Consider the following 24,021-nt stretch of genomic DNA (forward strand, 5'->3'; position numbering starts at 1 on the left):
GGCGGCGCGGTGACGACGACGTCGCCGCTCGCCTGGGCGGTGTGGCAGCCGCGCGAGAGCAGAGAGGGCGCAGGGACAGAAATGAAAATTTCACGCCTCTGCGCCTTCTGTGCCTCTGCGGTTCGACCCGCCCTCGCTCGGGCCGTTCGTGCAACAGCAGTCGGACGTGTGGTGAACGGGGGCCGCTCGGCGCGGCCCCTTCCTATCTAGGTTCCAGGTTGAAGGAGAAAGAGCCATGGCCGGCATCAATGCGCAGGCGATCAAGGAGCTTCGTGAGCGTACCCAGGCGGGGATGAGCGACTGCAAGAGCGCCCTCACGGAGGCCGAGGGCGACATGGAGAAGGCGGTCGAGATCATCCTGAAGAAGGGTCTCGCGAAGAGCGCCAAGCGGGCCGGCGCGTCCGCCACCGAGGGCGAGGTCCGCGCGGTGGTCGCGGCCGACCGGCGGAGCGCGACGATGGTCGAGGTCAACATCCAGACCGACTTCGCCGCCCGCAACGACGCGTTCCGGCAGTTCGTCGGCGACGTGCTCGCGGCGGTCGAGAAGGCGCCCGACGGCGCGGACGCGGCTCAGCTCTCGATCGGCGGCAAGTCGATCGCCGACACGGCCACCGAGCTGACCGCGCGCATCGGCGAGAAGGTCGCGGTGCGCCGCTGGGATCGCGTGTCGATCCCGGCGGGCAAGCACGGCGTCGCGCACGCGTACGTGCACCTCGGCGGCAAGATCGGCGTGCTCGTGGCGGTCGAGGCGTCGAGCCAGGCGGTGGCGGAGCACCCTGCGGTGCAGAAGTTCGTCGACGAGACGGCGATGCAGGCCGCCGCGATGAGCCCGCTCGTCCTCCGTCGCGACGAGGTCACGGCGGAGCTGAAGGCCAAGCAGCAGGAGATCTTCGAGGGGCAGCTGCGCGAGGATCCGAAGCCGAAGCCGGAGGCGGCGTGGCCGAAGATCATCGAGGGCAAGTTCAACAAGTGGTACTCGGAGGTCGCGCTGCTCGAGCAGGAGTCGGTGGAGGCCGCGTCGCGCGGCGAGGCCGGCCAGACGATCGAGAAGCTCCTCCAGGCGGCGTCGAAGGCGGCCGGCGGCGAGCTCAAGCTCACGCGCTTCGTGCGGTATGAGCGCGGCGAGGGCATCGCCAAGAAAGAGGACGACTTCGCCGCCGAGGTGGCGAAGATGGCCGCGAGCTGACGCGGTCCGATGCGGGGGCGCCTCGCCGCCGTCTCGATCGACCTCGACGAGGTCCCGAACTACTTCGCCATCCACGGGCTCGCCGTCCCGGATCGCTCCGGGGCGGCGGCCGCGCTGAGCGCTGTTTACGACACGGCGCTCCCGCGCATCGCTGATTTCGCTGCTTCCCACGGCATCCCCGTCACGCTGTTCGCGGTAGGCCGCGACCTCGCGCGCCCCGAGAGCGCCGTGGCCTTGCGCGCGCTGAGCGACGCTGGCCACGCGGTCGAAAACCACTCGTACGGGCACCGCTACGACCTCTCGCGGCTCCCGCGCGCCGCGATCGCGCGGGAGGTCCTGCTGGGCGCCGAGGCCATCGCGGAGGCGGTGAGCCGGCGTCCGACGGGCTTCCGTGCGCCGGGATACACCGTGAGCGACGCGCTGTTCGACGCGCTCGACGCCGTGGGGGTCGCGTTCGACTCCTCGGTGTTCCCATGCCCGCCGTACTACGCCGCGAAGGCGCTCGCGATGGGCGTGCAGCGGGTGAAGGGCAGGGGGTCGTCGGCGATCCTGGACACCCCGCGTGTGCTCGCGGCGCCCCGCCGGCCGTACCGGCCCGGGCGGCCGTGGTACCGCCGTGGCGGCCGGCGCTTCGTCGAGCTGCCGATCCAGGTGACGCCGGGGTTGCGGCTGCCGGTCATCGGGACGAGCGTGGCGCTCGCGGGTGCGGCGGGCGCGCGGCTCCTGGCGCGCGCGTGCGCCGGGGAGGCGCTCGTCAACCTGGAGCTGCACGGGATGGACTTCCTCGACCGGAGCGACGGCCTCGAGGCGCTGGCGCCGTACCAGCCGGAGCTCCGGGTCGCGCTGGGCAGGCGGCTCGAGGCGCTGGGGGCGTTCGTGGAGGAGCTTGCGCGGCGGGGAGCGAGCTTCGTGCGGCTGGACGAGGCGAGCAGGGAGCCCGGGCTCATCGCGTGACCCGGGGTGTCGACGTTGGGGGTCGAGCTCCTCGGGACCATGCTCGATCCGGAAGACGATCGATCCCTCGCGACCGCGCGCGACCTGACCCGCCAGGCCGAGGCGCTCCTCGGCGACACGGCGCGACACGGCGCGACACGGCGGAGGACTGCATGAGCCGCGCGCTCGCGGCGGCGGCGCACCGCGTGCTCGTGCGGCGCCTCGCCACCGATCAAGCGCTGCCCTTGGCGCGGAGCGCCCGCGGGCCCGGGCCGTCGCGACGTGATCCTGCCCAGCGCAGTTGCCCGCTTTCCTTGCGTTGACGCCCTCCCGTAGCCTCTCTTCTCATGGCCACTTCCAAGACCAAGAAGCCCGCGCCGGCGGCATCGCCGGTCGAGGTACCGATCAACTCACCCGCCACCATCACCCTCGACTCGCTCGCGAGGGAGCTCGGCCCCGCGGATGGCGCGTTCGCCGCGCGCACCTACGCGGGCATCCCCGAGGAGGACCTCGTCACCGAGGGGACGCGCATCGACTCGCAGAGCCTCATCGATGACGCCCCGCACTTCGTCGCCTCGGCGCGGCGGATCCTGGGCTCGCTGTCCGAGGCGCAGCGCGGCAAGGTGCGCATGCCCGCGGCGCTCTTGCCGCTGCTCGTCGCCGAGGCGGGCAGGCTCCAGGCGATGAAGCGGTCGCACGACGCGGCGGCGACCGAGGCCGCCGGCGCGAGGGCCGCGCTCGAGATCCAGGGGCGGAGCGCGATGCGCGACGGCATCGGCGAGCGCGACCTCTGCTACGACGGCCTGCGCAACGCGCTCGGCGCTCGCCGCATGGCGCGGGTCGACGCCGTCGTGGGGCGCGCGGACTCCCCCGAGAGCCTCGCCAAGGGCCTCGAGGCGCTCGCGAGCTTCATCGACGAGACCCGAAGGGCCGATCCGGCGCAGGACGCGAGGCTCCTCGAGGACTACGGCGTCGGCGCCGAGTGCGCGGCGGCGCTCCGTGCCACGGCGCAGCGGGTGCGCGGCGTCGCCAGCGTCCAGATCGCCGCGGGGCGGCGGGTGACGCAGCGCGCGCTCGATCTGCAGGACGGGAGGGTCGCGGTCGTGATCGAGAAGATCCTCCGCGCCTTCCGCGCGGCGCGCCGGGTCGACGGAACGATCCTGGTCCCCGAGCTGAACAAGGCCGCATGGATGTTCGAGGCCCGCTCCGGCAGCTCGGGCAAGAAGGCTCCGCCCGCCGGAGAGAAGCCCTCGTCCGGCGCAGAGACGCCCCTGGCCGCCATCGGCGGAGCGCCGGGCGCCGCACCGCCGGCGCAGGGAGAGACCGCGCCGATCCTCGGCGCCGACGGCTGAACCTCATCCCCCAGGACCACGGGCAGCGCCGCCTGCCGCCCGCGCTCACCGCGGCCCGTATCCACGCCTTCAGCCCGCGACGAGCCGCCTCGCGACGACCATCCCGAGGACGCCGGCGAGCAGGCAAGCGACCAGCGTGATCGCGATGTTGGCGAGCCCCGCCGCCAACGACTTGTGCTCGATGAGCCGGATCGTCTCGTTGTTGAAGCTCGAGTACGTGGTGAAGCCGCCCATGACGCCGGTGCTCAGGCTGAGGCGGAGCGTCGGCGACAGGAGCTCCGTCGTCGCGGCGACCTCTCCGATGGCGCCGAGCAAGAACGACCCGATCACGTTGACCGCGAGCGTCCCATAAGGAAACTCGGCGCCGAAGCGCTGCTGGCACCACGTCGACAGCCCGTAGCGGGCGAGGGTCCCCGCTGCGCCACCGAGGCCGATCCAGAACCACCGATCCATTCGTTTCACCTCGTCGCACGCGTCGCGAGCACCGTGTCCGGTGGCGGTGCCCTTGCGTTCGCCCCGCCGCTGACTCGACGCCCGCGCGGGTGAAGCGCCGCGCGCCTACGCGACCTACTCCGCCGCCTTCCTGAACTCGATCACCTGCCCGCCCTTGCTGTCCGCCAGCGCAGGCCGGTTCACCCGCGACACCTCGTCCGTCGCCACCCCCGACGCCGCGATGAACTGGCGCGCCTGCTCGTTGTCGCCGTGCGCCAGCTCGTCCGGCGTCCCCGACGCGACGACGCGCCCCTGGATCACGAGGAACGCCTGGTGCGCGATGCGGAACGTGCTCGCCATGTCGTGCGATATCACCACGCTCGTCACCTTGAAGCGCGCCCGCGTCTCCTCGATCAGGTCGTCGACCATCCGGCTCGTCAGCGGATCGAGCCCGCTGGTCGGCTCGTCGTAGATGAGGATCTCGGGCTCCAGCATCAGCGCGCGCGCCAGGCCCACGCGCTTGCGCTGCCCGCCGGACAGCTCCGACGGCATCCGGTCCTCCTTGTTCTCGAGGCCGAGCGAGTTCAGCATGCCCACAACCTTGTCGTGGATGTCCCGCTTCGACATGTGCTTCCGGTGCTCGCGCAGCGGGAACGCCACGTTGTCGAAGATCGTCAGCGAGTCGAGCAGCGCCGCGTACTGGAACACCATGCCGAACCGCTGGCGCATCCGGTTCATCTCGAAATCGTCGAGCGCGCCCATGTCCACGCCGTCGACCCAGATGTGACCGGTGGTCGGCCGCTCCAGCCCGATGAGCAGCCGGAGCAGCGTGGTCTTGCCAGCGCCCGACCCGCCGATGATCACCGCCGTCTCGGTCCGCCGGAGGTGCATCGTGATGCCGTGCAGCACCTTCGTCGCCCCGAACGATTTCTTGATGTCGTCGACGAAGAGGTGATCCCCCGGCTGCCACCCCGGCGGCATGTTGCCCACCTGCTGCGCCTCCGGGGGGGCCCCTCGCGGGGGGGGCTGGCTGGGCGGCCTTCTCGACATCCGCACAGTACGGTACCACGGAGGAGGCCCCGCAGGACGCCGATCGCCTTGCATCACGGTAAGGGCGAGCACGTGCTTGACGCGGCAAGGCGCGGGACGGAAACGTTGCTCATGACCGACGACCTACTCAAGGCAGCCCTCGAGACGGCAGAGGCGAAGACCGACAAAGACGGCTGGGCCGAGCTCCCTGAAGGGCGCGTGCTCACGATCTACGCCGCGCACGACGGCGTGTCGCTCCCGGTGACCAAGATCGAGGCCGTGTCGAGCGCGGGCGGGCTCCTCAAGGCGCGCAGCACCAAGGGCGAGACGTTCGTGCTCGCGCTGAAGGACGTGTTCGCCATCGCCCTCGACGGCGGCGGCAAGGGAGCCCAGGCCAGGAAAGCCGGCTTCCTCGGCTGATCGCGACGACCTTCGATGGCCCGATCGTCGAGAGCGGGAGGAGGTCCTGCGGCGCGGTCCGCCCAGCGGGCCGTCGACCTCGCGCTCGCCGAGCTGCAGCGCCGGTTCGGCCTCGGCCGCAGCCTCGCCGCCCCAGGCTGGGTGCGCGAGCGGGTCCTCGCCGTGCTCAGCGCCGTGGCCGCGCGCCACGGCGTGTCGCCGCTCGCGGCCGCCGAGCGGCTGCGGGACGACAGGGAGGCCATCGAGGAGATCGTCAGCGCGCTCCGCGTCGGCGAGACGCGCTTCTACCGCGATCCGATCATCTGGGAGGCCATCGCCACCTCGGTGCTGCCCAGGCTCCCGCCCGACCTGCCCGTCGCCGGCCTCTCGGCCGGGTGCAGCACTGGCGAGGAGGCCTATACCCTGGCGATGGTGCTCGCGAGCGCGGGCCGCCGCTTCAGCGTGCTCGGGGTCGATCGCGCCGCTCCGGCGATAGAGGCGGCGCGCGAGGCCGTCTACTCCGCCGAGGCCGTCGACCAGCTCCCCCCGTCCTTCGTTCAGCGCTACTGTGAAGAGAAGGGCGGCGCGCTGCACGTCGGCCAGCAGCTCCGCGACGTCGTGTCCTTCGAGGTCTGCGATCTGGTGCACGCCGTGCCGAGCGGCGGGTTCCAGATCATCTTCTTCAAGAACGTGCTCCTGTATCTCGCAGAGCCCGCCGGCGACGCGGTGGCGCGCCGCCTCGCGGCCGAGCTCGGCCCGGGCGGGCTCCTGTTCTCTGCCGCGAGCGAGGCGCCGCGCCTCTGCGGCGCCGGCCTCACGCCGGTCAAGGTGAACGCGCACGTCACCGCCTTCCGCGCCCCGGGCGCCTGAGAAAGCAGAACGACACCGCATGAGCGTCGACCTCTCCCCCACGTCCAGGCCCAGCGGGCTCGTCGAGCTCCGCGCCGCCTATGCGCGCGAGCGCGCCGAGCTCGATCGCACGGCGCCGAGCGGCTCCACGCCGGCCGCGGACCCGGCCGCCGTCGGGGTCGCCCTGGGGCGGCGCCACGCGCGCCTGCTCGACGATCTCCTGGCGCGCCTCTTCCACCTGCTGCGCGAGTCCGGCGGGCCCAGCCGCAAGGAGTGGGACTCGGTCGCGATCGCCGGGGTCGGCGGCTACGGCCGCGGCGCGGTCGCGCTGCGGAGCGACCTCGATCTGCGCATCCTCGCCCACAACGCCCAGCGCGCCAGCGCCATCGCGGACGCGCTGCTCTACCCGCTCTGGGACATGGGGGTCGCCGTGGGGCACCAGGTCGTCACCATCGACGACCTCATCGACGGCGCGCGCGAGGACCTGCCCACCGCGACGAGCCTGCTCGACTGGCGGCACGTCGTCGGCGACGCGTCGCTGTCGGAGTCGCTCTGGCAGCGCGCCTCGTCGGGCATCTTCGCGCACTCGGAGCTGCCCCGCTTCATCGAGCGGCTCGGGAAGGAGATCTCGCAGCGGCACGAGCGCTTCGGCGGCTCGGTCTACCTCCTGGAGCCGGACGTGAAGAACGGCGCGGGCGGGCTGCGCGATCTCGACGTCGCCCGCTGGGCCGCGAAGGCGCGCTACGGCGTCGGCGAGTTCGACGCGCTCGTCCGCTTCGGCGCGCTCGTCGCCCGCGAGGCGGAGGAGATCCGGAGCGCCGCGGAGATGCTCTGGCGCATCCGCAACCTGCTCCACGCCCACTCCGGGCGGAGGACCGACCGGCTGACGTTCGACGAGCAGGAGCTCTGCGCGGGCGCGCTCGGCTACAGCAAGGGCGCCGGTCCGGCCGACGCCGGCCGGAAGGGCGCGCCGCCCCCCGACGAGGCCGCCGTGTCGCCCGAGGCGATCGAGCGGATGATGAGCGACTACTACCGGAGCGCCCGGGCCATCTCGCGCTCCCTCGACATGATCGTCTCGCGCGCCACGCCGACGCTGACGCGGCGCCGCCGCCGCGACGAGGAGCTCGGCGCCGGGGTCCGCCTCTTCGACGGCTGCGTCACGATGAGCGATCCGGATCTGCTGAGGACCGATCCGGCGATCGCGCTGCGGCTCGTCTCCGAGGCCGTCGAGCGCGGCGTGCCGCTCTTGCCCTACGCGCGCGGCGCGATCGTCCGCGCCGCCGGCGATCCGGCGTTCTGCGCGGCGCTCCGCGAGAGCCCCGAGGCCGCCGAGCGGTTCCGGACCCTCGTCGCCACGTGCAAGGAGACCGAGCTGCAGAGCGGCTCGGTCGTCCGCGAGCTGCACGACCTCGGCCTCCTGCTCGCGATGATCCCGGAGTTTTTGCCGGTCGTCGGGCGCGTCCACCACGACGTCTACCACGTGTACACGGTCGACGTTCACTCGGTCGCCGCGGTCGATCGGCTGGCGGCGCTCGTGCGGGGCGAGCTCGCGGGCGAGTTCGGGCTCGCGTGCCGGCTCGCGGCCGAGGCGACGCGGCCGACGATGCTGTTCTTCGCCACGCTCCTGCACGACGTGGGCAAGGCGATCGGGGGCACCGATCACAGCGGGCGCGGCGCCGAGATGGCCCGGAAGATCCTGGCGCGGCTCGGCTTCCCTCAGGAGGACATCGACGAGGCGTGCCACCTCGTGCTGAAGCACCTCGTGATGTACCTCATCGCGACCCGGCGCGATCTCGATGATCCCGCGACGATCTCGGAGTTCTGCCACGAGGTGCACGGCCGCGAGGGGCTGCGCGATCTCTACCTGCTCACGGTCGCCGACATCTCGACCACGAGCCCCACGTCGATGACGTCGTGGAAGGCGCGCATGCTCGACGAGCTGTACCTCTCCGCGGACAGGGCCCTGCGCGGCGCGCGCGAGGACGCGGGGCCGTTCGACATCGACGACCAGCGCATGGCCCGCGCGATCAGCGGCACGGTCGGCGCCCTCGAGGACCTCCCGGCCGCGAGCGAGGCCGAGCGGCGCGCGCAGCGGGACTTCCTGGCCCGCTACCTCGCGTCGATGCCCGAGCGCTACCTGCTCGCGAACAGCCCGGCCGCGATCGCCGCGCACTCGGAGCTCGCCCGGCAGCAGCAGTCCGGCGGCAACAGCGTCTCGGTCGCGCTCGTCCCGTCGCGCCACCCGGAGGCCGCGGAGGTCTGCGTCGTGGCGCCGGATCGCCCCGGCTTGCTCGCGGCGATCACGGCCGCGCTCGCGTCCTCGCGCCTCGAGGTCCACGCGGCGCAGATCCACTCGCGCGCGTGCGACGACGACGGGATGGACGACGGCGGCGTGATCCGCGCGAGGGCAGGCTCGTCCCCGCCGGCGGGCGTGCGCCTGCAGGCCGTCGACCTGTTCTGGGTGCGCGACCGCGGCGAAGGGGTAGGGGGGGTGGCGCGCGCCATCCCGAAGCTCGTGACCGACATCCAGGCGGTGCTCTCGGGGCAGCTCTCCGGCGCCGAGCTCGCCAAGAAGCGCCGGGGCGGCGCGCTGCGCGAGCGCCCGACGCCGAAGGTCCGGACGCAGATATCCATCGACGATCGCGCCTCGCACCACACGGTGATCGAGGTCCTCACGCGCGATCGCCCCGGCCTCCTGTTCGCGATCTCGGACGCGCTCTACCAGCTCGGCCTCTCGATCTCGGTCGCCAAGATCAACACGGAGGGGACGCGCGTGGCCGACGTGTTCTACGTGAGCGAGGCGGACGGGACGAAGATCGCGAGCGGCAAGCGGACGCAAGAGGTGGAGGAGCGGCTGCACGCGGTCCTCCAGGGCCTGGACGGCGAAGGGAGTGTCGGATGAACGAGAGGTGGTTTACGCGCGCGGTGTGGACGGCGACGGCGAGGCCCGCCGCGCAGCGGGTCCTGGCGGCAGCGGCGCTCGCCGCGTGCGTCGCGGCGTGCGGGGGGGCGCAGGAGCCCCAGCGCGACCCGCTCCTGGCCGATCCGCCCGAAGGCAGCGACGCGGCGGCCTCGAAGGGCGCGTCGTCCACGGCGCTGGACCGGGGCATCGCGTACATCAAGAACGAGAAGTACGAGGAGGCGAAGCAGCACCTCCTCCAGGCGATCGAGCACGAGCCGGGCAGCGCCGAGGCGCACTACTACCTCGGCCTCGCGAACGAGAAGACGAACGATCGCGCCGGCGCCGAGGCGTCGTACAAGAAGGCGCTCGCGAGCGACCCCAAGCTCGAGGCCGCCGCCCTGAACCTGGCCGCGCTCTACCTGGACGAGCCGCCTCGGCCGGACGAGGCGATCGCGGTCCTCTCGAAGGCGATCGAGCAGGCGCCGGACCGGGCGGCGCTCCACCAGAACCTGGGCTACGCGTACGGGCTGAAGGGCGACGTCGCGAACGCGAGCAAGCACTACGAGGCGGCGCTCAAGGCCGAGGACACGGCCGCCACGCGCTTCGCCTACGGCGCGATGCTGTTCGAGGCGAAGGTGCTCGACCGGGCGGCGGCCGAGCTCAGGAAGGCGCTCGCGGCGACCGGCGACGACGTGGCGACGATCGCGACGATCGGGCGGATGCTCGGGCCGGCGAAGGCCTACGCCGATTGCGTGGCGGCGTTCGACCGCGCCATCAAGCTGAAGCCGGAGGCCGAATTCCACGTGCGCCGCGGGACGTGCCGCCACGAGCTCGGCGACGAGCCCGGGGCGCGCGCCGACTACCAGGCGGCGATCAAGGTGGACCCGCGGTTCGCGGCCGCGCACTACTACCTCGGCCTGTCGTTCCTGGCCGAGCGCAAGCCGCAGAGCGCGATCGCCGCGCTCACCGAGGCCGGGAAGCACGGCGGCGACACCGAGATCGGCAAGCGCGCCCGCGCCAAGGTGAAGGAGCTCAGCGCCAGGCTGAAGTGATGCGCGGCCGCGCGCCAGGCCCGCCGCGCTCGCCCGCCTGCGCGCCGCCACCGCCAGGGGCGCGCCTGCGCGGGCGGGCGAGGGGCCGGCCGCGCAGGGTCACGCGCCGAGCAGCGCGATGATCCTGTCGAGTTCGTCGAGCGAGCCGTAGGTGATGCCGAGCTCGCCGTGGCCACCCTCGTCGCGCACCTCGACGCGGGTCCCGAGCCGCCGCGCGAGCCGCGCCTCCAGGTCCTTGATCGCGGGCGACTTCCCGCCGCGCTTCTTCTCGCCCGGCTCCTCGCCCTCGGCGGCCCGGAGCTCCTTCTCCTTCGCCGCCTTGATCAGCGCCTCGACCTTGCGGACGGGGAGCTTGCCGTGGACGGTCCGCTCGGCGACGTCGGCCATCACCTTGTCGCTGGGCGCGCCGAGCAGCGCGCGCGCGTGGCCCTCGCTGAGCTCGCGCGAGATGACCATGGTGCGGATCCGCGGCGGCAGCCGGAGCAGCCGGAGCGAGTTGACGATCGTCGTGCGGTCCTTGCCGACGCGCTCGGCGAGGGTCTGGTGCGTGTAGCTGTGCTCGCGCAGCAGCCGGTCGAACGCCTCGGCGATCTCGATCGGGTTGAGGTCGGCTCGCTGCACGTTCTCGACGAGCGCGAGCTCGAACGCCTCCTTGGGGGAGACGTCCTTGACGACGACGAGCACCTCCCTGAGCCCCGCGCGCTGCGCGGCGCGCCACCGCCGCTCGCCCGCGATGAGCTCGAAGGCGTCGTTCCCCGCCTGCGTCCTGCGCACGATGAGCGGCTCGATGAGCCCGTGCTCGCGGATGCTGCCGGTGAGCTCCTCCAGCTCGGTCTCGTCGAAGTGCTGCCGCGGCTGCCCCTTCTGCGGGACGATCTTCTCGATCGCGCACACGAACACGCTGCGCCCCTCGGCCGCAGTCGCTGTCGCCGGCGGCGCCGCCGGGAGCAGGGCGTCGAGCCCCCGTCCGAGCGCGCGCCGCGCCCCTTTCTGATCGGCATTCATGATCTGGGTCGTGCGTCCCTCGCGCGCTCTCCGGGGTTCTGCGGGGGCGAAGGCTCGGCCGGTGGCTCCGCCTCGGCGGCGTCCCCGCGCGGCCGCTTCTTCGTGTCTGCCGCGGCGGCGGGCGGGCCGTCCAGGATCTCGCGCGCGAGGCTCAGGTAGCCCTGCGCCCCCTTCGACTGCGCGTCGTAGAGCAGCGCCGGCTTGCCGTGCGACGGCGCCTCGCTGAGCTTCACGTTGCGCGGGATGATCGCGTCGAAGACGCGGAAATGCGCCTTCACCTCGTCGGCCACCTGGTGGGTGAGCGAGTTGCGCCCGTCGTACATCGTGAGGACGACGCCCTCGACCGTGAGCTCCGGGTTGAAGGCGCTCCGCACCCGGTCGATGGTCGCCATCAGGTGCGTCAGCCCCTCGAGCGCGTAGTACTCGCACTGGAGCGGGACGAGCACCCGGTGCGCCGCGGTGAGCGCGTTCAGCGTGAGGAGCCCGAGCGACGGCGGGCAATCGAGCACGACGTAGTCGTAGCCCGCGAGCTGCGGGCGCAGCGCGTTGCGCAGCCGCACCGCGCGGTCGTCCGCGTCGACCAGCTCGAGCTCCGCCGCGACGAGGTCCTGGGTCGCGGGCACCACGCCGAGGAGCGGCACCTCGGTCGGGACGATCGCGTCCTTCAGCGCCGCCCGCCCGATCAGGACGTCGTAGAGGGACAGCTCGAAGCTCCCGCGCCGCACGCCGACGCCGCTCGAGGCGTTCCCCTGCGGATCGCAGTCGACGAGCAGCGTACGGCACTCTGCCGCGGCGAAGCTCGCGGCCAGGTTGACCGAGGTCGTGGTCTTGCCGACGCCCCCCTTCTGGTTGGCGACGGCGAAGATGACAGGCGAAGGCTTGGGGGCGGAGCCGGGCTTGCCGGGCGCGCCCCCCTCGTTGGGCGATGGCATCGTGCTGTGTCGCGTCCGACCAGGCTGCTTACACGACCCCCATCGGCACGTCGAGAGAAGCGGGCGCCTCGACACAAACGTTCGACCGAGCGTGCGGGTCTGTCCTTCGGTCGGCCCAGCGCGCGGGCCCAGCGCGCGGGCCCAGCGCGCGGGCCCAGCGCGCTGCCGCCGCGGGCGTCCCGGGGGACGCCGTGGACGCTGGGCCGCCGTGCCCAGAGCACGCCCTGGACGCTGGGGTGGGGGCCCCCCCGGCGACGTGACCCGCGCGGGGCGTCGTCACCCGCTCGCCGCCATCCCACCGTTCGCTTGCCAGATTGTTGGCCTGAACGGCAGGGGTATCTACAGTGCCCACATGTCGCTTGATGTAGGCAAAGGTGGCCGAACGGCGAAGGCATGGGCGCGCGGTCGAGCCTCGAGGCGAGGCCGCTGCTTAGGCCTCGGCGGGGCGCTGCTCGCCTGCTGCGACCCGGGGCCCGTCGATCGGGTCCTTGCTCGCGCCTTCTGGGGCGATGGGCGCGGCCCTGCGCCGCTCGCTCGTGCGCAGGTCCTCGTGCTTTCGCCTTCGCTTCAACGCAGGTCGGCGATCGGCTCGCGCCGTCGTCCGCCCTCGACCTCGAGTCGCGGGCCGACGTCGACCGCCCCTTGATCACGGACGTGGTGCCCAGCTTCGCCGAGCAGACCGACGCACCGACGTCGCCTCGGCACATGTGAGGAGGACAGATGCCGCTTCCCAGGTCGTATCAGAGCTTTTCAGAGTTCGAGCGGGAGATTCTCCGCCCGAGCCGTGTGGGCTTCTCGCTCGAGGACATCGTCGAGGAGGAGGGGTCCTTCGACGCCGAGCTCGACTTCGACAAGGATCCCTTCGACGTCTCGGACGACGACTGAGCGCGACGGCGCGGCGGCGCTGCGCGCGGGATGGCTTCAACGTCCTCGCACGTCCGCGCGGCCGCGCTCGGCGCTGCTGCTCCGTCGCGTCGCCAGCGCCGGCGCTGCGCGGCGCTGCACATCAGCTTGCACGATCCCTCCCGGGATCCGAGCCCCGGCGGCCGCCTCTCCGCCGGGGCTCCTTTTTTTTAAAGCAGCGTCCTGTCGCTCGTCTTGACCCCCCCAGCGACGCGTGGCACGAGTGCCGCCCTTCGAAAAAAACGCCATGCAAGTCAACGTCGAAAAGCTTTCTCCCGTGCTGATGGAGTTTCAGGTGGAGGTCCCCGCGGACCGGGTCCGGAGCGAGGTCGACAAGGCCTATACGGCGCTCCAGCGGACGGCCCGGGTCCGGGGCTACCGGCCTGGCAAGGCGCCGCGCCAGGTGCTCGCGCACCTCTACGGCGGCCGCATCCACGCCGATGTCGCCCAGCGGCTCGTCGACGCCACGCTGAACCAGGCGCTCGCCGACAAGCAGGTGCAGCCCCTGTCCCAGCCGGCGATCGCGCCCACCGAGCTCCGCCCTGACGACGCGTTTTCCTACAAGGCCCGCTTCGAGGTCCGCCCCGACATCGCCGAGGTGAAGTGGGAGGGCTTCGAGGTGAAGCGCCCCTCGACGACGCCGAGCGACGAGATGATCGACGCCGAGATCACCGCCCTCCGGCGCGAGCACTCGACGCTGCAGGCGCCCGAGCCGGAGCGCCCCGCGGCGAAGGGGGATGTCGCGACGATCGCGTTCACCCTCGAGGTCGGCGGCGCGCTGCGCGACACGAAGGAGCAGGAGATCGAGACCGAGCTCGGCAGCGGCCAGGTCTTCAAGGAGATCGAGGACGCCCTCGCCGGGATGACGCCCGGCCAGTCGAAGGACGTCCCGGTCACGTTCTCCGAGCAGCACTCCAACGCGGATCTGCGGGGCAAGCAGGCGACCTTCCACATCACGCTGAAGGATCTGCGGGAGCGCATCTTCCCTGAGGTGGACGATGAGTTCGCGAAGGACTGCGGCGACGAGAGCCTGTCCGCGCTCCGCGAGTCGCTCCGCAAGAAGCTCGAGAAGGAGCTGACGCAGCGAGCGAGCGACGCCGTCGCCGAGCAGCTCGTGGTGGAGCTCTGCAAGGCGAACCCGATCCCGGTCCCGCCGTCGCTCGTCGATCAGCAGGCGCAGCTCGCCGAGCGCGAGCTGCTCGCGACGGCGCGGAGGCAGGGGCAGCGCGTCGATCCCACGCCGGAGTTCCGCGCCCGCGTGCGGCTCGACGCCGAGATGAAGGTGCGCGCGGGCCTGGTCATGGCCGAGATCGCGAAGGCGAAGGCGGTCAGGATCACCGAGGCCGACCTCGAGAAGGGCTACGAGGAGCTCGCCGAGCAGACCGGCAAGAACGTGGCGAAGATCAAGGCGGAGTACCGCGAGCCCCAGAAGCGCGAGCTCTTCGCCGGGATGATCCTCGAGGACAAGATCCTCGACATCATCGAGGCTGCGGCGAAGGTCGCCGACGCGAGCTAGCTTCGCCCAGCAGCAGTCCGGCGCGGAATGGCCGGACTTCTGCACCGCACGCCGGCGCCTCAGCTCTGCTGCGCCGGCGTGCGCCGTTTGTCCAGGTCGCGCCTCTCGCGCTCTCGATCGACGTCGGGCGCGCGCGGCTGGATCGAGCGGGCCGCGGCGCGCCGCGTGTTCCGTGCGCCGCGCGGCGAGCGGCCGATATTTCCGGTAACCTCGGGCGCGTTCGGTCTTGCGATCGGACGCAGTCTGGCCCAGGAGTAGAGCCCCTGCCGCGCGGCAGCGAACCCCCCGGAGCACCGGATGACCCGACGAGTCGAAACCCGCACCCAAGCCATCGAGTTTCTCGAACGCGAGAAGGCCTACATCCTCCCGACGGTCACCGAGGTGACCCACCGCGGCGAGCGGGAGTGGAACATCTTCAGCCGTCTCCTCAAGGATCGCATCGTCTTCATCGGCACGGAGATCGACGACTTCGTCGCGAATGCCGTGATCGCGCAGTTCCTCTTCCTGGAGAGCGAGGATCCCGAGAAGGAGATCCAGGTCTACATCAACAGCCCGGGCGGCGTGGTGACGTCGGGGCTCGCGATGTACGACACGATGCAGTACGTGCGTTGCCCGGTCTCGACGATGTGCATCGGCCAGGCCGCGTCGATGGGCGCCGTCCTGCTCGGCGCCGGTCGCAAGGGTCGGCGCTTCGCGCTGCCGCACGCGCGGATGATGATCCACCAGCCGCTCGGCGGCGCGCGAGGCCAGGCGACGGACATCGAGATCCAGGCGCGCGAGATCAAGAAGATCAAGGAGACGCTGATCGACATCCTCGTCGACGCGACCGGCAAGAACCGGGACGAGCTGGCGAAGGACATCGAGCGCGACTTCTACCTGAGCGCGACGCAGGCCAAGGAGTATGGCCTGATCGACGAGGTCTTCCCGAAGCGGAACAAGTAGGTGGCCGCGCCGCCGCGTCCGGCGGGCGTGCTCGGGATGAAGGCCGGCGCGGCGTCGCCCCGGGCCGCGCCGCGGCGCGGCGTCGTGACGCCACGCCACGCCCCGCCGCTGTGGCGGGCGGGGCATTGCGCGCGGGCGCGCAGCAGCGGAGCACGCGGGCTCGGCGCCTCATGCGCCGCGCTGCGCTCGCTCGATCCGCTGCTTTTCGCGCTTTTCGCGCGATGCGCGGCCACGTCGGTGGCCGACCGCGGGGCGCCATCGGGTGATTCCCTGACTTTGGCCACAGGCTGGAGACCACCCCCGTTAGCTTGCGACGGTACGGGCACCGCACTAGAATCCGAGCGCGGCGTTTGGCTGCGCATCGCTGAAAATACAGGGGACGGTGGAAGCCGTTCCCGCCGCAAGTTGGAGGGGCCGCCGCCGCGGCGGGACCCCACCTCTCATTGAAGCGGTAGCGTCGGCAGACCGCACTGAGGGTCGAAGTGGAGCGAAGGCGGGACGATCACTCGAATGGCAATCTAAGCTGCTCTTTCTGCGGCAAGTCGCAGAAAGAGGTGAAGAAGCTCATCGCGGGCCCCACGGTGTACATCTGTGATGAGTGCATCGGGCTGTGCAATGACATCATCGCGGAGGAGGTCGAGAAGGACGAGCCGTACGCGGGGTCGACCCCGGTGCCCAAGCCCGCCGACATCAAAGCGACCTTGGACGAGTACGTCGTCGGCCAGAACCGCGCCAAGAAGATCCTCGCTGTGGCGGTGCACAACCACTACAAGCGCATCGACAGCCGGGTCTCCTCGGACGACGTGGAGCTGTCCAAGTCGAACATCCTCCTGCTGGGGCCGACGGGGTCCGGCAAGACCCTCCTCGCGCAGACGCTCGCCAAGATCATCAACGTCCCCTTCGCCATCGCGGACGCGACGACGCTGACCGAGGCCGGGTACGTCGGCGAGGACGTCGAGAACATCATCGTCCAGCTCCTGCAGAACGCGGATCACGACGTCGAGCGCGCGCAGCGCGGCATCGTCTACATCGACGAGATCGACAAGATCAGCCGGAAGAGCGACAACCCGAGCATCACCCGCGACGTCTCCGGAGAGGGCGTGCAGCAGGCGCTGCTCAAGATCATCGAGGGGACGATCGCCAATGTCCCCCCGAAGGGCGGACGCAAGCACCCGCAGCAGGATTTCCTGCAGGTCGACACGACGAACATCCTGTTCATCTGCGGCGGCGCGTTCGTCGGGCTCGACCAGATCATCCAGCGGCGCATCGGCCAGAACACCCTCGGCTTCGGCGCCGACATCAAGGCGAAGAAGGACTTCAAGCTGGGCGACCTGCTCAGCGTCGTCCAGCCGGAGGACCTCCTCAAGTTCGGGCTCATCCCGGAGTTCATCGGGCGCCTGCCGGTCGTGGCGACGCTCCACGAGCTGAACGAGGAGGCGCTCATCGACATCCTCACGAAGCCGAAGAACAGCCTGGTCAAGCAGTACCAGAAGCTCTTCGAGATGGATGGGGTGAAGGTCAAGTTCACCCGCGGCGCGCTCGTGGCGGTGGCTCGCCAGGCCCTCGAGAGGAACAGCGGCGCCCGCGGTCTTCGCGCCATCCTCGAGTCGGCGATGCTCGACATCATGTACGACGTCCCGTCCCGTACGGGGATCAAGGAGGTCGTCGTCAGCGAGGACGTGATCGTGAAGCACGAGCCTCCGCTCATCGTGTACACGAAGGAGGCGGAGCTCGCGTAGCGCTCGCCCCAGGGGGGCGGTGGGTCGGGGCGCAAGGCGGGGCCCGAGCTGCGCCTTCGCCCCCCGGAGGCTCCTCCGAGCGTGCCGGCGCCGCGTGTCCCTGGAGGGCAGCGGGAGGAGCCGGCGGAAGTTCAGCATCAGATCAAGGTATTTGTGACAACCGAGGCGGGGGTGCCCCGACCTCCCGATACTCCCGGAAAGACGGCGGATGTTCTTCAAGAACGACAGTGATCGCGGCAAGAACGCACCCGAGCGCGGGATCGTCCCGTTGCTCCCGCTTCGCGACATCATCGTCTTTCCACACATGGTCTCGCAGCTGTTCGTCGGGCGTGAGCGCAGCATCGCCGCGCTCGACGAGGCGATGAACCGCGGCAAGGAGATCTTCCTCGCCGCGCAGCGCAACGCGAAGACGAACGATCCGACGCCGGACGACATCTTCGGCGTCGGATCGGTCGGCGCGATCATGCAGCTGCTCCGCCTCCCGGACGGCACCGTCAAGGTCCTCATCGAGGGCAAGCGCCGGGCGCGCATCCGCCGCTACGTCCAGAGCGATGCGTACTTCCTGATCGAATACGACGAGATCGTCGAGAGCTCGGTCGCGAGCGTCGAGGTCGAGGCGCTGATGCGCTCGGTCCAGTCGACGTTCGAGATGTACGTCAAGCTCAACAAGAAGATCCAGCCCGAGGTCCTGATGGCGGTGCAGGCCATCGACGAGGCCTCGCGGCTGGCCGACACCATCATCGCCAACCTGCCGACCATCAAGCTGACCGACCGGCAGGCGCTGCTCGAGATGGAGGAGCCGCAGAAGCGGCTCGAGCGTCTCATCGAGTTGATGCAGGCCGAGATCGAGATTCTCCAGGTGGAGAAGAAGATCCGGAGTCGCGTCAAGAAGCAGATGGAGAAGACGCAGAAGGAATACTATCTCAACGAGCAGATGCAGGCCATCCAGAAGGAGCTGGGTGGCGGCGAGCGAGACGAGTTCAAGAACGAGATCCAGGAGATCGAAGAGGCCCTCAAGACCAAGCGGATGAGCAAGGAGGCCGCCGCGAAGGTCAAGAAGGAGCTCAAGAAGCTGAAGATGATGCACCCCACGAGCGCCGAGGCGACCGTGGTGCGCAACTACATCGATTGGATCCTGGAGCTCCCCTGGTACGACAAGAGCGAGGAGCGTTATGACCTCGTCGAGGCCGAGCGGATCCTCGATGAGGACCACTACGGCCTCAAGAAGATCAAGGAGCGGATCCTCGAGTACCTGGCGGTCCAGGCGCTCACGAAGAAGCTCAAGGGCCCGGTGCTCTGCTTCGTGGGGCCGCCCGGCGTCGGCAAGACGAGCCTGGCGAAGTCGATCGCGCGCGCGACGGGGCGCAAGTTCGTGAGGCTGTCGCTCGGCGGCGTGCGCGATGAGGCGGAGATCCGCGGCCACCGGCGGACGTACATCGGCGCGCTGCCCGGCAAGCTGATCCAGTCGCTCAAGAAGGTCGGGACGAACAACCCCGTGTTCCTGCTCGACGAGGTCGACAAGATGTCGACCGACTTCCGAGGGGACCCGGCGGCTGCGCTGCTCGAGGTGCTCGATCCGGAGCAGAACCACACGTTCAACGACCACTACCTGGATCTCGATTACGACCTCTCCGACGTGATGTTCATCACGACGGCGAACACGCTCTCTGGCATCCCGGTGCCGCTCCAGGACCGCATGGAGGTCATCCAGCTCTCGGGCTACACGGAGTTCGAGAAGCTGAACATCGCGGTGAAGTACCTCGTGCCCCGGCAGCGGAAGGAGTGCGGCCTCGAGGACGTGTCGCTCGACTTCACGGAGGGCGCGCTCCGGACGATCATCCACCACTACACGAAGGAGAGCGGCGTGCGCTCGCTGGAGCGCGAGATCGCGAGCGTCTGCCGCAAGGTGGCCAGGCGGGTGGTGTCCGACGGCAAGGAGAAGCCGATCGAGGTCGTCGCGAAGAGCATCCCGAAGTACCTCGGCGTCCCGAAGTACCGGCTCGGCCGGCGCGAGGAGCGCGATGAGGTGGGCCTCGTGAACGGCCTCGCCGTGACCAATGTCGGGGGCGATCTGCTCCCGGCCGAGGCGACGGTGGTGCCGGGCAAGGGCAAGCTCGTGATCACCGGGCTGCTGGAGAAGGGGATGGAGGAGAGCGGGCACGCGGCGATGAGCTATGTCCGTTCGCGCCTCGACCGCCTCGGGCTCGAGGCGGACGTCTATCAGAAGGTCGACATCCACATTCACTTCCCCGATTTCGTCCGCAAGGACGGGCCCAGCGCCGGCGTCACGATGGTGACCGCGCTCGTCAGCTCGCTCATGAAGGTGCCTGTCCGGAGGGATCTCGCGATGACGGGCGAGATCACCCTGCGCGGGCGCGTGATGCCGATCGGCGGGCTCAAGGAGAAGCTGCTCGCGGCCCACCGCGGCGGCATCGCGACCGTCATCCTGCCGAAGGAGAACCGGAAGGATCTCCGGGACGTGCCGCGGCGGGTGCTGAAGGCGCTGCGGCTCGTGCTCGTCGAGCACGTCGACGACGTGCTCCGTGAGGCGCTCGTCCTGCCGGACTCCTATGCGATCTTCGGGCCGCCCAAGGGCGTCCTGGAGTACCGGGACGGCGAGCTCGTCACCGAGGCGGCGCCGGTCAAGGCGCCGCCGGCTGCGGCGGGCGAGCCGACGCCGGCCGCGCCGCCCGGCGCGTGAGCGCGGCGCCAGACAGCGTGAGCGGCGTGCGGATTCGTGCGCTCCGGGGTCAGCCGCCAGGCAGGCGAACGTACGCCGCAGCGAGCCGAACGGCGCGGATGAGCCGGTAACGCATGAAGATGCGCCCCGCTATGGGCTGGCGGCGGCCGCAGAGACGGACTAGCTGTGCGTCGCAATGATTCGACGCGCACTGATTTCGGTATCCGACAAGACGGGATTGCTCCCGCTGGCCAGGCGGCTCGCGGAGAAGGGCGTGGAGATCCTCTCGACCGGGGGGACGCAGCGGGCGCTCGCGGACGCCGGCGTGCCGGTCATCGGGGTGGAGGCCTATACCGGCTCTCCCGAGGTCATGGATGGCCGGGTGAAGACGCTCCATCCGCGGGTGCACGGCGGCATCTTGATGCGCGGCGCGATCGACGATGAGGACCTCGCGCGGCTCGGCGGGGCGCCGATCGATCTCGTTGTGTGCAATCTCTATCCCTTCGAGGCGACCGTCCGGAAGCCGGGGGTCACGCACCCCGAGATCATCGAGAACATCGATATCGGCGGGCCGTCGATGGTGCGGAGCGCGGCCAAGAACCACGCGCGCGTCGCGGTGGTGGTCGATCCGGCCGACTACGATGCTGTGCTCGCCGAGATCGACAGGCAAGGTGAGGTGTCGAGCGCCACCCGCCGCCGGCTCGCCACCAAGGCGTTTGCGCACACGGCGGCCTACGACGGGATGGTGTCCGGTTACCTCTCCTCGCTCCCCGAGGAAGGTGAGCCGAGCGCCGCGGAGCGCGAGGCCTATCCGCGCTTCCTCACGCTCGCCCTCGAGCGGGCCTATCCGCTCCGGTACGGCGAGAACCCGCACCAGTCCGGCGCCTTCTATCGTGAGCGGGGCGCGGCCGCGGGGTCGCTCGCGCTGGCGGAGTCGCTGGGCGCGGGCGGCAAGGAGCTCTCGTTCAACAACCTCGTCGACGTGGACGCCGCGTTCGAGGCGGTGCGCGAGTTCACGCAGCCCGCCGCGGTGGTCGTGAAGCACACGAACCCGTGCGGCGTCGCGACGGGCGACAGCCTCGCGGCCGCCTACCGGACGGCGCGCGACGCGGACGCCGTGAGCGCCTTCGGTGGGATCGTCGCCCTGAACCGCGAGGTCGACCGCGCTGCTGCCGAGGTGCTCGTCGAGACGTTCCTGGAGTGCGTGGTCGCGCCCGCCTATACGCCCGAGGCGCTGGAGGTGCTCCGGACCAAGAAGAACCTCCGGGTGCTCGCCACCGGCGCGCTCCTGCCCGCGGATCACCGGGAGCTGACGTTCAAGCGCGTCGGCGGGGGCCTGGTGGTCCAGGAGCGAGATGCCTCGGCGGCCGGCGAGGTGCGCGGCGGCCGGGTCGTGACGAAGCGCGCGCCGACGGAGAAGGAGATCGAGGCGCTCGATCTCGGTTGGCGCGTCTGCAAGCACGTGAAATCCAACGCGATTGTGCTCGCGATTCCCGGGAGGACGGTCGGGATCGGCGCCGGACAGATGTCGCGGGTCGAGAGCGTTCGCATCGCCTGCAGCAAGGCGGGCGAGCGGGCTCGCGGGAGCGTCCTCGCGTCGGACGCGTTCTTCCCGTTCCCGGACAACGTGGTGCTCGCCGCGGAGCACGGGATCACGGCGGTCGCGCAGCCTGGCGGCAGCGTGAAGGACGCGGAGGTCATCGCTGCGGCCGACGCGGCGGGGATCGCGATGGTGTTCACCGGGGCCCGGCACTTCCGTCACTGAGCTGGCCTGGCGCCGAGGTCCCGTCACGGAACCGGCCTCGCTCCTCCGTTCCGGAACGCGCGCTCACCCTCCCTTGCGCCGGAAGGGTGGGTCACGCTCGCAGAAAAGTTGACCTTTGCGCCTTGACTGTGATGATGGTCAACGCTGCGCCTGGGCAAAGCGCTGTGCGCGGCGCGAAGGAGCGAGCTGTGGGCGGAATCAGCGAGACGTGCAGCGTGTGCGGGACCGGATTCGAGGTCCAGTTCCGGTACCAGATGGAGGAGAAGGACGGCGGCTTCTCCTTCTTCTGCTCGCAGAAATGCCTGGAAAAGAGCCAGCTCGGCGGGCAGGACGGCGCCGCGCTCGCCACGTGCGACGCGTGCGCGAAGCGGTTTCCGCCGGATCTCGTGTCCCAGGTGCTCTACGTCGCCGGGCGCCGGCACTACGCGTGCTCGCTGGGGTGCCGGACGCAGCTGGTCCGTGAGGCGAAGGGGGTGCGGCTCGGCGACATCGCGGCGGCGGCCGCGGCGCCGGCCGAGGGAGCAACGGCGACCGGTGACGAGGCGCCGCTGGCAGGAGGCGGGTCGCGCTCCGCCGTGGAGGCAGGTGAGCCGGCGCCGCCGGCGGCTCGGGCGAGTGCCCAGGGCGAGGCGACGGGGCGGGCCGCGCCGGTCGCGTCTGCCGCTCGCCCGGCGGAGCTCAACGGGCAGGGCGCGGTCGCGGTGCCCCTGTCGCCGGCGGGGGGCGCGAAGCGGCCGGCGCAGCCGCCGCAGCGCCCGGCCGGGGTGCCCCGCTGTCTGGCCGTGTTCAACCACAAGGGCGGTACGGGCAAGACGACGACGGCCGTGAGCGTGGCGGCCGGGCTCGCGGCGCGCGACAAGCGGGTGCTCCTCGTCGACACCGACGCGCAGGGGAACGTCTCTGTCTCGCTCGGCGCGGGCGCGGAGCGGTCGCTCTATCACGTGCTCGTGATGGGGCTCCGGGTCGCGGACGCGACCAAGACGGTGCGACCGAACCTGGATCTCCTGCCGTCCAACGAGACGCTCGCCGCGGCAGAGCTCTACCTGGCAGGGCGCCAGAACCGCGACCGCGTGCTCTCGGATCGCCTCTCCGCTGCGGCGGCCGAGTACGATTACGTGGTGCTCGATTGCTCGCCGAGCCTGTCGTTGATGAACCAGAACGCGCTGGTGTTCGCCGACAGCGTGCTCGTCCCGGTCGCGTGCGACTATCTGTCGCTCGTCGGCGTCCGTCAGGTGATCAAGACGGTGAAGAACGTGAACGCGCTGCTGCATCACCCGGTGCAGATCTGGGGCGTGCTGCCGACCTTCTACGACGGCCGCGCGAAGATCGCGCGCGAGGCGGTGAGCACGATGAAGCAGCACTTCGGGGAGCGCTGCCTCGCGCCGATCCGGCAGGCGATCAAGGTCAAGGAGGCGCCTGCGCAAGGGCAGACGATCTTCGAGTACGCGTCGGGAACCCCTGCCGCGGACGACTACCTCGCGGTGGTCGATCGCATCATCGAGAGCCGCGAGCGCGGCACGGCGAGTTCTGAGGCAGGGGCGGCGCGCGAGGGGACAGCGTGGAGCGTCGACCGGGGGGACGCGGCCACCGAGCGGTCGGGCGCTGCGGCGGCGGGGGCGTGAAGGGACCCGCGGACGCGGAGTCCCGCTGGGTGAAGGGACCCGCGGACGCGGAGTCCCGCTGGATGAAGGGACCCGCGGACGCGGAGTCCCGCTGGATGAAGGGACCCGCGGACGCGGGGGTTCGCTGAATGAAGGGCCCGCAGTCGCGGAGCCTCGACCGGGCAGGGGAGCTGGAGGAAGCAATGAAAAGCGAAGGCGATCTCGGGGGCGCCGCGCGGGCGCTGCTCGATCGCGACGAAGTGGAAGGTGTTTTGTCCGGGGCGTTCTATGCGTCCGCGGAAGCGCCTCGCGTGCGCGCGAAGGCCCGGACGAGCGGCGCCGCATCCGAGCCGGGTGCTGCGCCGGCGCCGGAGAGACCGCAGCACTACAAGGTCATCTGTATCTCGATGTACACCGAGGATCTCGAGCGGCTGGACGAGATGGTCAGCTCGCTCAAGGCGCGCGGGATGACCAAGGCCAACAGGAGCGCGCTGATCCGGCATGCGCTCTCCCAGGTGGACCTCGACAAGATCCCGAAGGGGATTTAATCCCTTCTTCCAGGAGACTTCGACAGGACGCAGGGCGCGACGTCCGCATTTCCATCATCGTGCGGCGGGCGCTGCGGGCTCCGGAGGGCCCTGAGCGGTGCCGTGGGGGATCTGCGGGCCGGCCGGCTTTCCCGAGAGCCGGCGAGCGGCGGAGGGCCCCTGCACAGGCGCCGGCGCTCGCGGCGTCGTGGCGCTGCGCCTCGTCCCCCGGCCGCCTCGCCGCGGGCATGCGGCGTGCTTGACGTGCTAGAGTCGA

At 70.9% G+C, this 24,021-nt stretch carries 19 protein-coding genes; 15 read left to right on the forward strand and 4 right to left on the reverse strand.

Annotation, left to right across the window (positions count from 1 at the left end):
• The first annotated feature begins 235 nt into the window (after positions 1-235).
• From tsf to WME82_RS17555, 3 genes are all read left to right on the forward strand, one after another.
• The gene (tsf, locus tag WME82_RS17545; protein ID WP_437746619.1) at positions 236-1,186 is read left to right on the forward strand and encodes a translation elongation factor Ts; all 951 of its coding nucleotides are present in this window, start codon (positions 236-238) and stop codon (positions 1,184-1,186) included.
• Between the two features lie 9 nt (positions 1,187-1,195).
• A complete protein-coding gene (locus tag WME82_RS17550) occupies positions 1,196-2,140 on the forward strand; it encodes a polysaccharide deacetylase family protein (RefSeq protein WP_438043757.1) in 945 nt (314 codons plus the stop codon).
• A gap of 326 nt (positions 2,141-2,466) precedes the next feature.
• Positions 2,467-3,471, forward strand: a complete 1,005-nt coding sequence (locus WME82_RS17555) for a hypothetical protein (RefSeq protein WP_438043758.1) — start codon at positions 2,467-2,469, stop codon at positions 3,469-3,471.
• 69 nt (positions 3,472-3,540) lie between these two features.
• On the opposite strand, the gene crcB is transcribed toward WME82_RS17555, so the two are convergent.
• The gene (gene crcB / locus WME82_RS17560; RefSeq protein WP_438043759.1) at positions 3,541-3,924 is read right to left on the reverse strand and encodes a fluoride efflux transporter CrcB; all 384 of its coding nucleotides are present in this window, start codon (positions 3,922-3,924) and stop codon (positions 3,541-3,543) included.
• Positions 3,925-4,038: 114 nt separating this feature from the next.
• Positions 4,039-4,884, reverse strand: coding sequence for an ABC transporter ATP-binding protein (locus WME82_RS17565; RefSeq protein WP_437747993.1), 846 nt, complete (start codon positions 4,882-4,884; stop codon positions 4,039-4,041).
• Between the two features lie 180 nt (positions 4,885-5,064).
• On the opposite strand from WME82_RS17565, the gene WME82_RS17570 reads away from it, so the two are divergent.
• Genes WME82_RS17570 through WME82_RS17585 form a run of 4 tightly spaced genes read left to right on the forward strand, consistent with a single transcriptional unit; the run spans position 5,065 to position 10,134 of the window.
• Positions 5,065-5,352 carry a hypothetical protein gene (locus WME82_RS17570; protein WP_044965043.1) on the forward strand — a complete coding sequence of 96 codons (288 nt, stop codon included), beginning with the start codon at positions 5,065-5,067 and terminating at the stop codon, positions 5,350-5,352.
• 15 nt (positions 5,353-5,367) lie between these two features.
• A complete protein-coding gene (locus tag WME82_RS17575; RefSeq protein ID WP_437553041.1) occupies positions 5,368-6,201 on the forward strand; it encodes a CheR family methyltransferase in 834 nt (277 codons plus the stop codon).
• A 19-nt stretch (positions 6,202-6,220) separates the two neighbouring features.
• Positions 6,221-9,082 carry a [protein-PII] uridylyltransferase gene (glnD, locus tag WME82_RS17580; RefSeq protein WP_438043760.1) on the forward strand — a complete coding sequence of 954 codons (2,862 nt, stop codon included), beginning with the start codon at positions 6,221-6,223 and terminating at the stop codon, positions 9,080-9,082.
• Positions 9,079-10,134: a tetratricopeptide repeat protein gene (locus tag WME82_RS17585; RefSeq protein WP_438043761.1), complete on the forward strand. Its 1,056-nt coding sequence runs from the start codon at positions 9,079-9,081 to the stop codon at positions 10,132-10,134. The genes glnD and WME82_RS17585 overlap by 4 nt, the downstream gene beginning before the upstream one ends.
• 99 nt (positions 10,135-10,233) lie before the next feature.
• On the opposite strand, the gene WME82_RS17590 is transcribed toward WME82_RS17585, so the two are convergent.
• Positions 10,234-11,139: a ParB/RepB/Spo0J family partition protein gene (locus WME82_RS17590; RefSeq protein WP_437872509.1), complete on the reverse strand. Its 906-nt coding sequence runs from the start codon at positions 11,137-11,139 to the stop codon at positions 10,234-10,236.
• The gene (locus tag WME82_RS17595; protein ID WP_437718099.1) at positions 11,136-12,071 is read right to left on the reverse strand and encodes a ParA family protein; all 936 of its coding nucleotides are present in this window, start codon (positions 12,069-12,071) and stop codon (positions 11,136-11,138) included. Before WME82_RS17595 ends, WME82_RS17590 begins: the two co-directional genes overlap by 4 nt.
• Positions 12,072-12,791: 720 nt before the next feature.
• Here WME82_RS17595 and WME82_RS17600 point away from each other — a divergent pair.
• The 8 genes from WME82_RS17600 (at position 12,792) to WME82_RS17635 (ending at position 23,765) form a co-directional block, all read left to right on the forward strand.
• Positions 12,792-12,956, forward strand: coding sequence for a hypothetical protein (locus tag WME82_RS17600; RefSeq protein ID WP_012235776.1), 165 nt, complete (start codon positions 12,792-12,794; stop codon positions 12,954-12,956).
• Between the two features lie 265 nt (positions 12,957-13,221).
• Positions 13,222-14,490, forward strand: coding sequence for a trigger factor (gene tig, locus WME82_RS17605; RefSeq protein WP_437718100.1), 1,269 nt, complete (start codon positions 13,222-13,224; stop codon positions 14,488-14,490).
• Between the two features lie 297 nt (positions 14,491-14,787).
• Positions 14,788-15,432, forward strand: coding sequence for an ATP-dependent Clp protease proteolytic subunit (locus WME82_RS17610; RefSeq protein ID WP_012235778.1), 645 nt, complete (start codon positions 14,788-14,790; stop codon positions 15,430-15,432).
• Positions 15,433-15,914: 482 nt separating this feature from the next.
• Positions 15,915-17,171, forward strand: a complete 1,257-nt coding sequence (clpX, locus tag WME82_RS17615; protein WP_012235779.1) for an ATP-dependent Clp protease ATP-binding subunit ClpX — start codon at positions 15,915-15,917, stop codon at positions 17,169-17,171.
• A gap of 208 nt (positions 17,172-17,379) precedes the next feature.
• Positions 17,380-19,872: an endopeptidase La gene (gene lon, locus WME82_RS17620; protein ID WP_438043762.1), complete on the forward strand. Its 2,493-nt coding sequence runs from the start codon at positions 17,380-17,382 to the stop codon at positions 19,870-19,872.
• Positions 19,873-20,047: 175 nt separating this feature from the next.
• Complete coding sequence (gene purH, locus WME82_RS17625) at positions 20,048-21,616, forward strand: bifunctional phosphoribosylaminoimidazolecarboxamide formyltransferase/IMP cyclohydrolase (protein WP_437872510.1); 1,569 nt, start codon at positions 20,048-20,050, stop codon at positions 21,614-21,616.
• Positions 21,617-21,804: 188 nt separating this feature from the next.
• On the forward strand, positions 21,805-23,238 hold the full coding sequence (locus WME82_RS17630) for a ParA family protein (RefSeq protein ID WP_438043763.1): 1,434 nt from the start codon (positions 21,805-21,807) through the stop codon (positions 23,236-23,238).
• 182 nt (positions 23,239-23,420) lie between these two features.
• Complete coding sequence (locus tag WME82_RS17635) at positions 23,421-23,765, forward strand: hypothetical protein (RefSeq protein WP_438043764.1); 345 nt, start codon at positions 23,421-23,423, stop codon at positions 23,763-23,765.
• The last annotated feature ends 256 nt before the right edge of the window (positions 23,766-24,021 follow it).

The sequence above is a fragment of the Sorangium sp. So ce128 genome (genome assembly GCF_051525245.1).
Lineage (GTDB): Bacteria > Myxococcota_A > Polyangia > Polyangiales > Polyangiaceae > Sorangium > Sorangium cellulosum_B.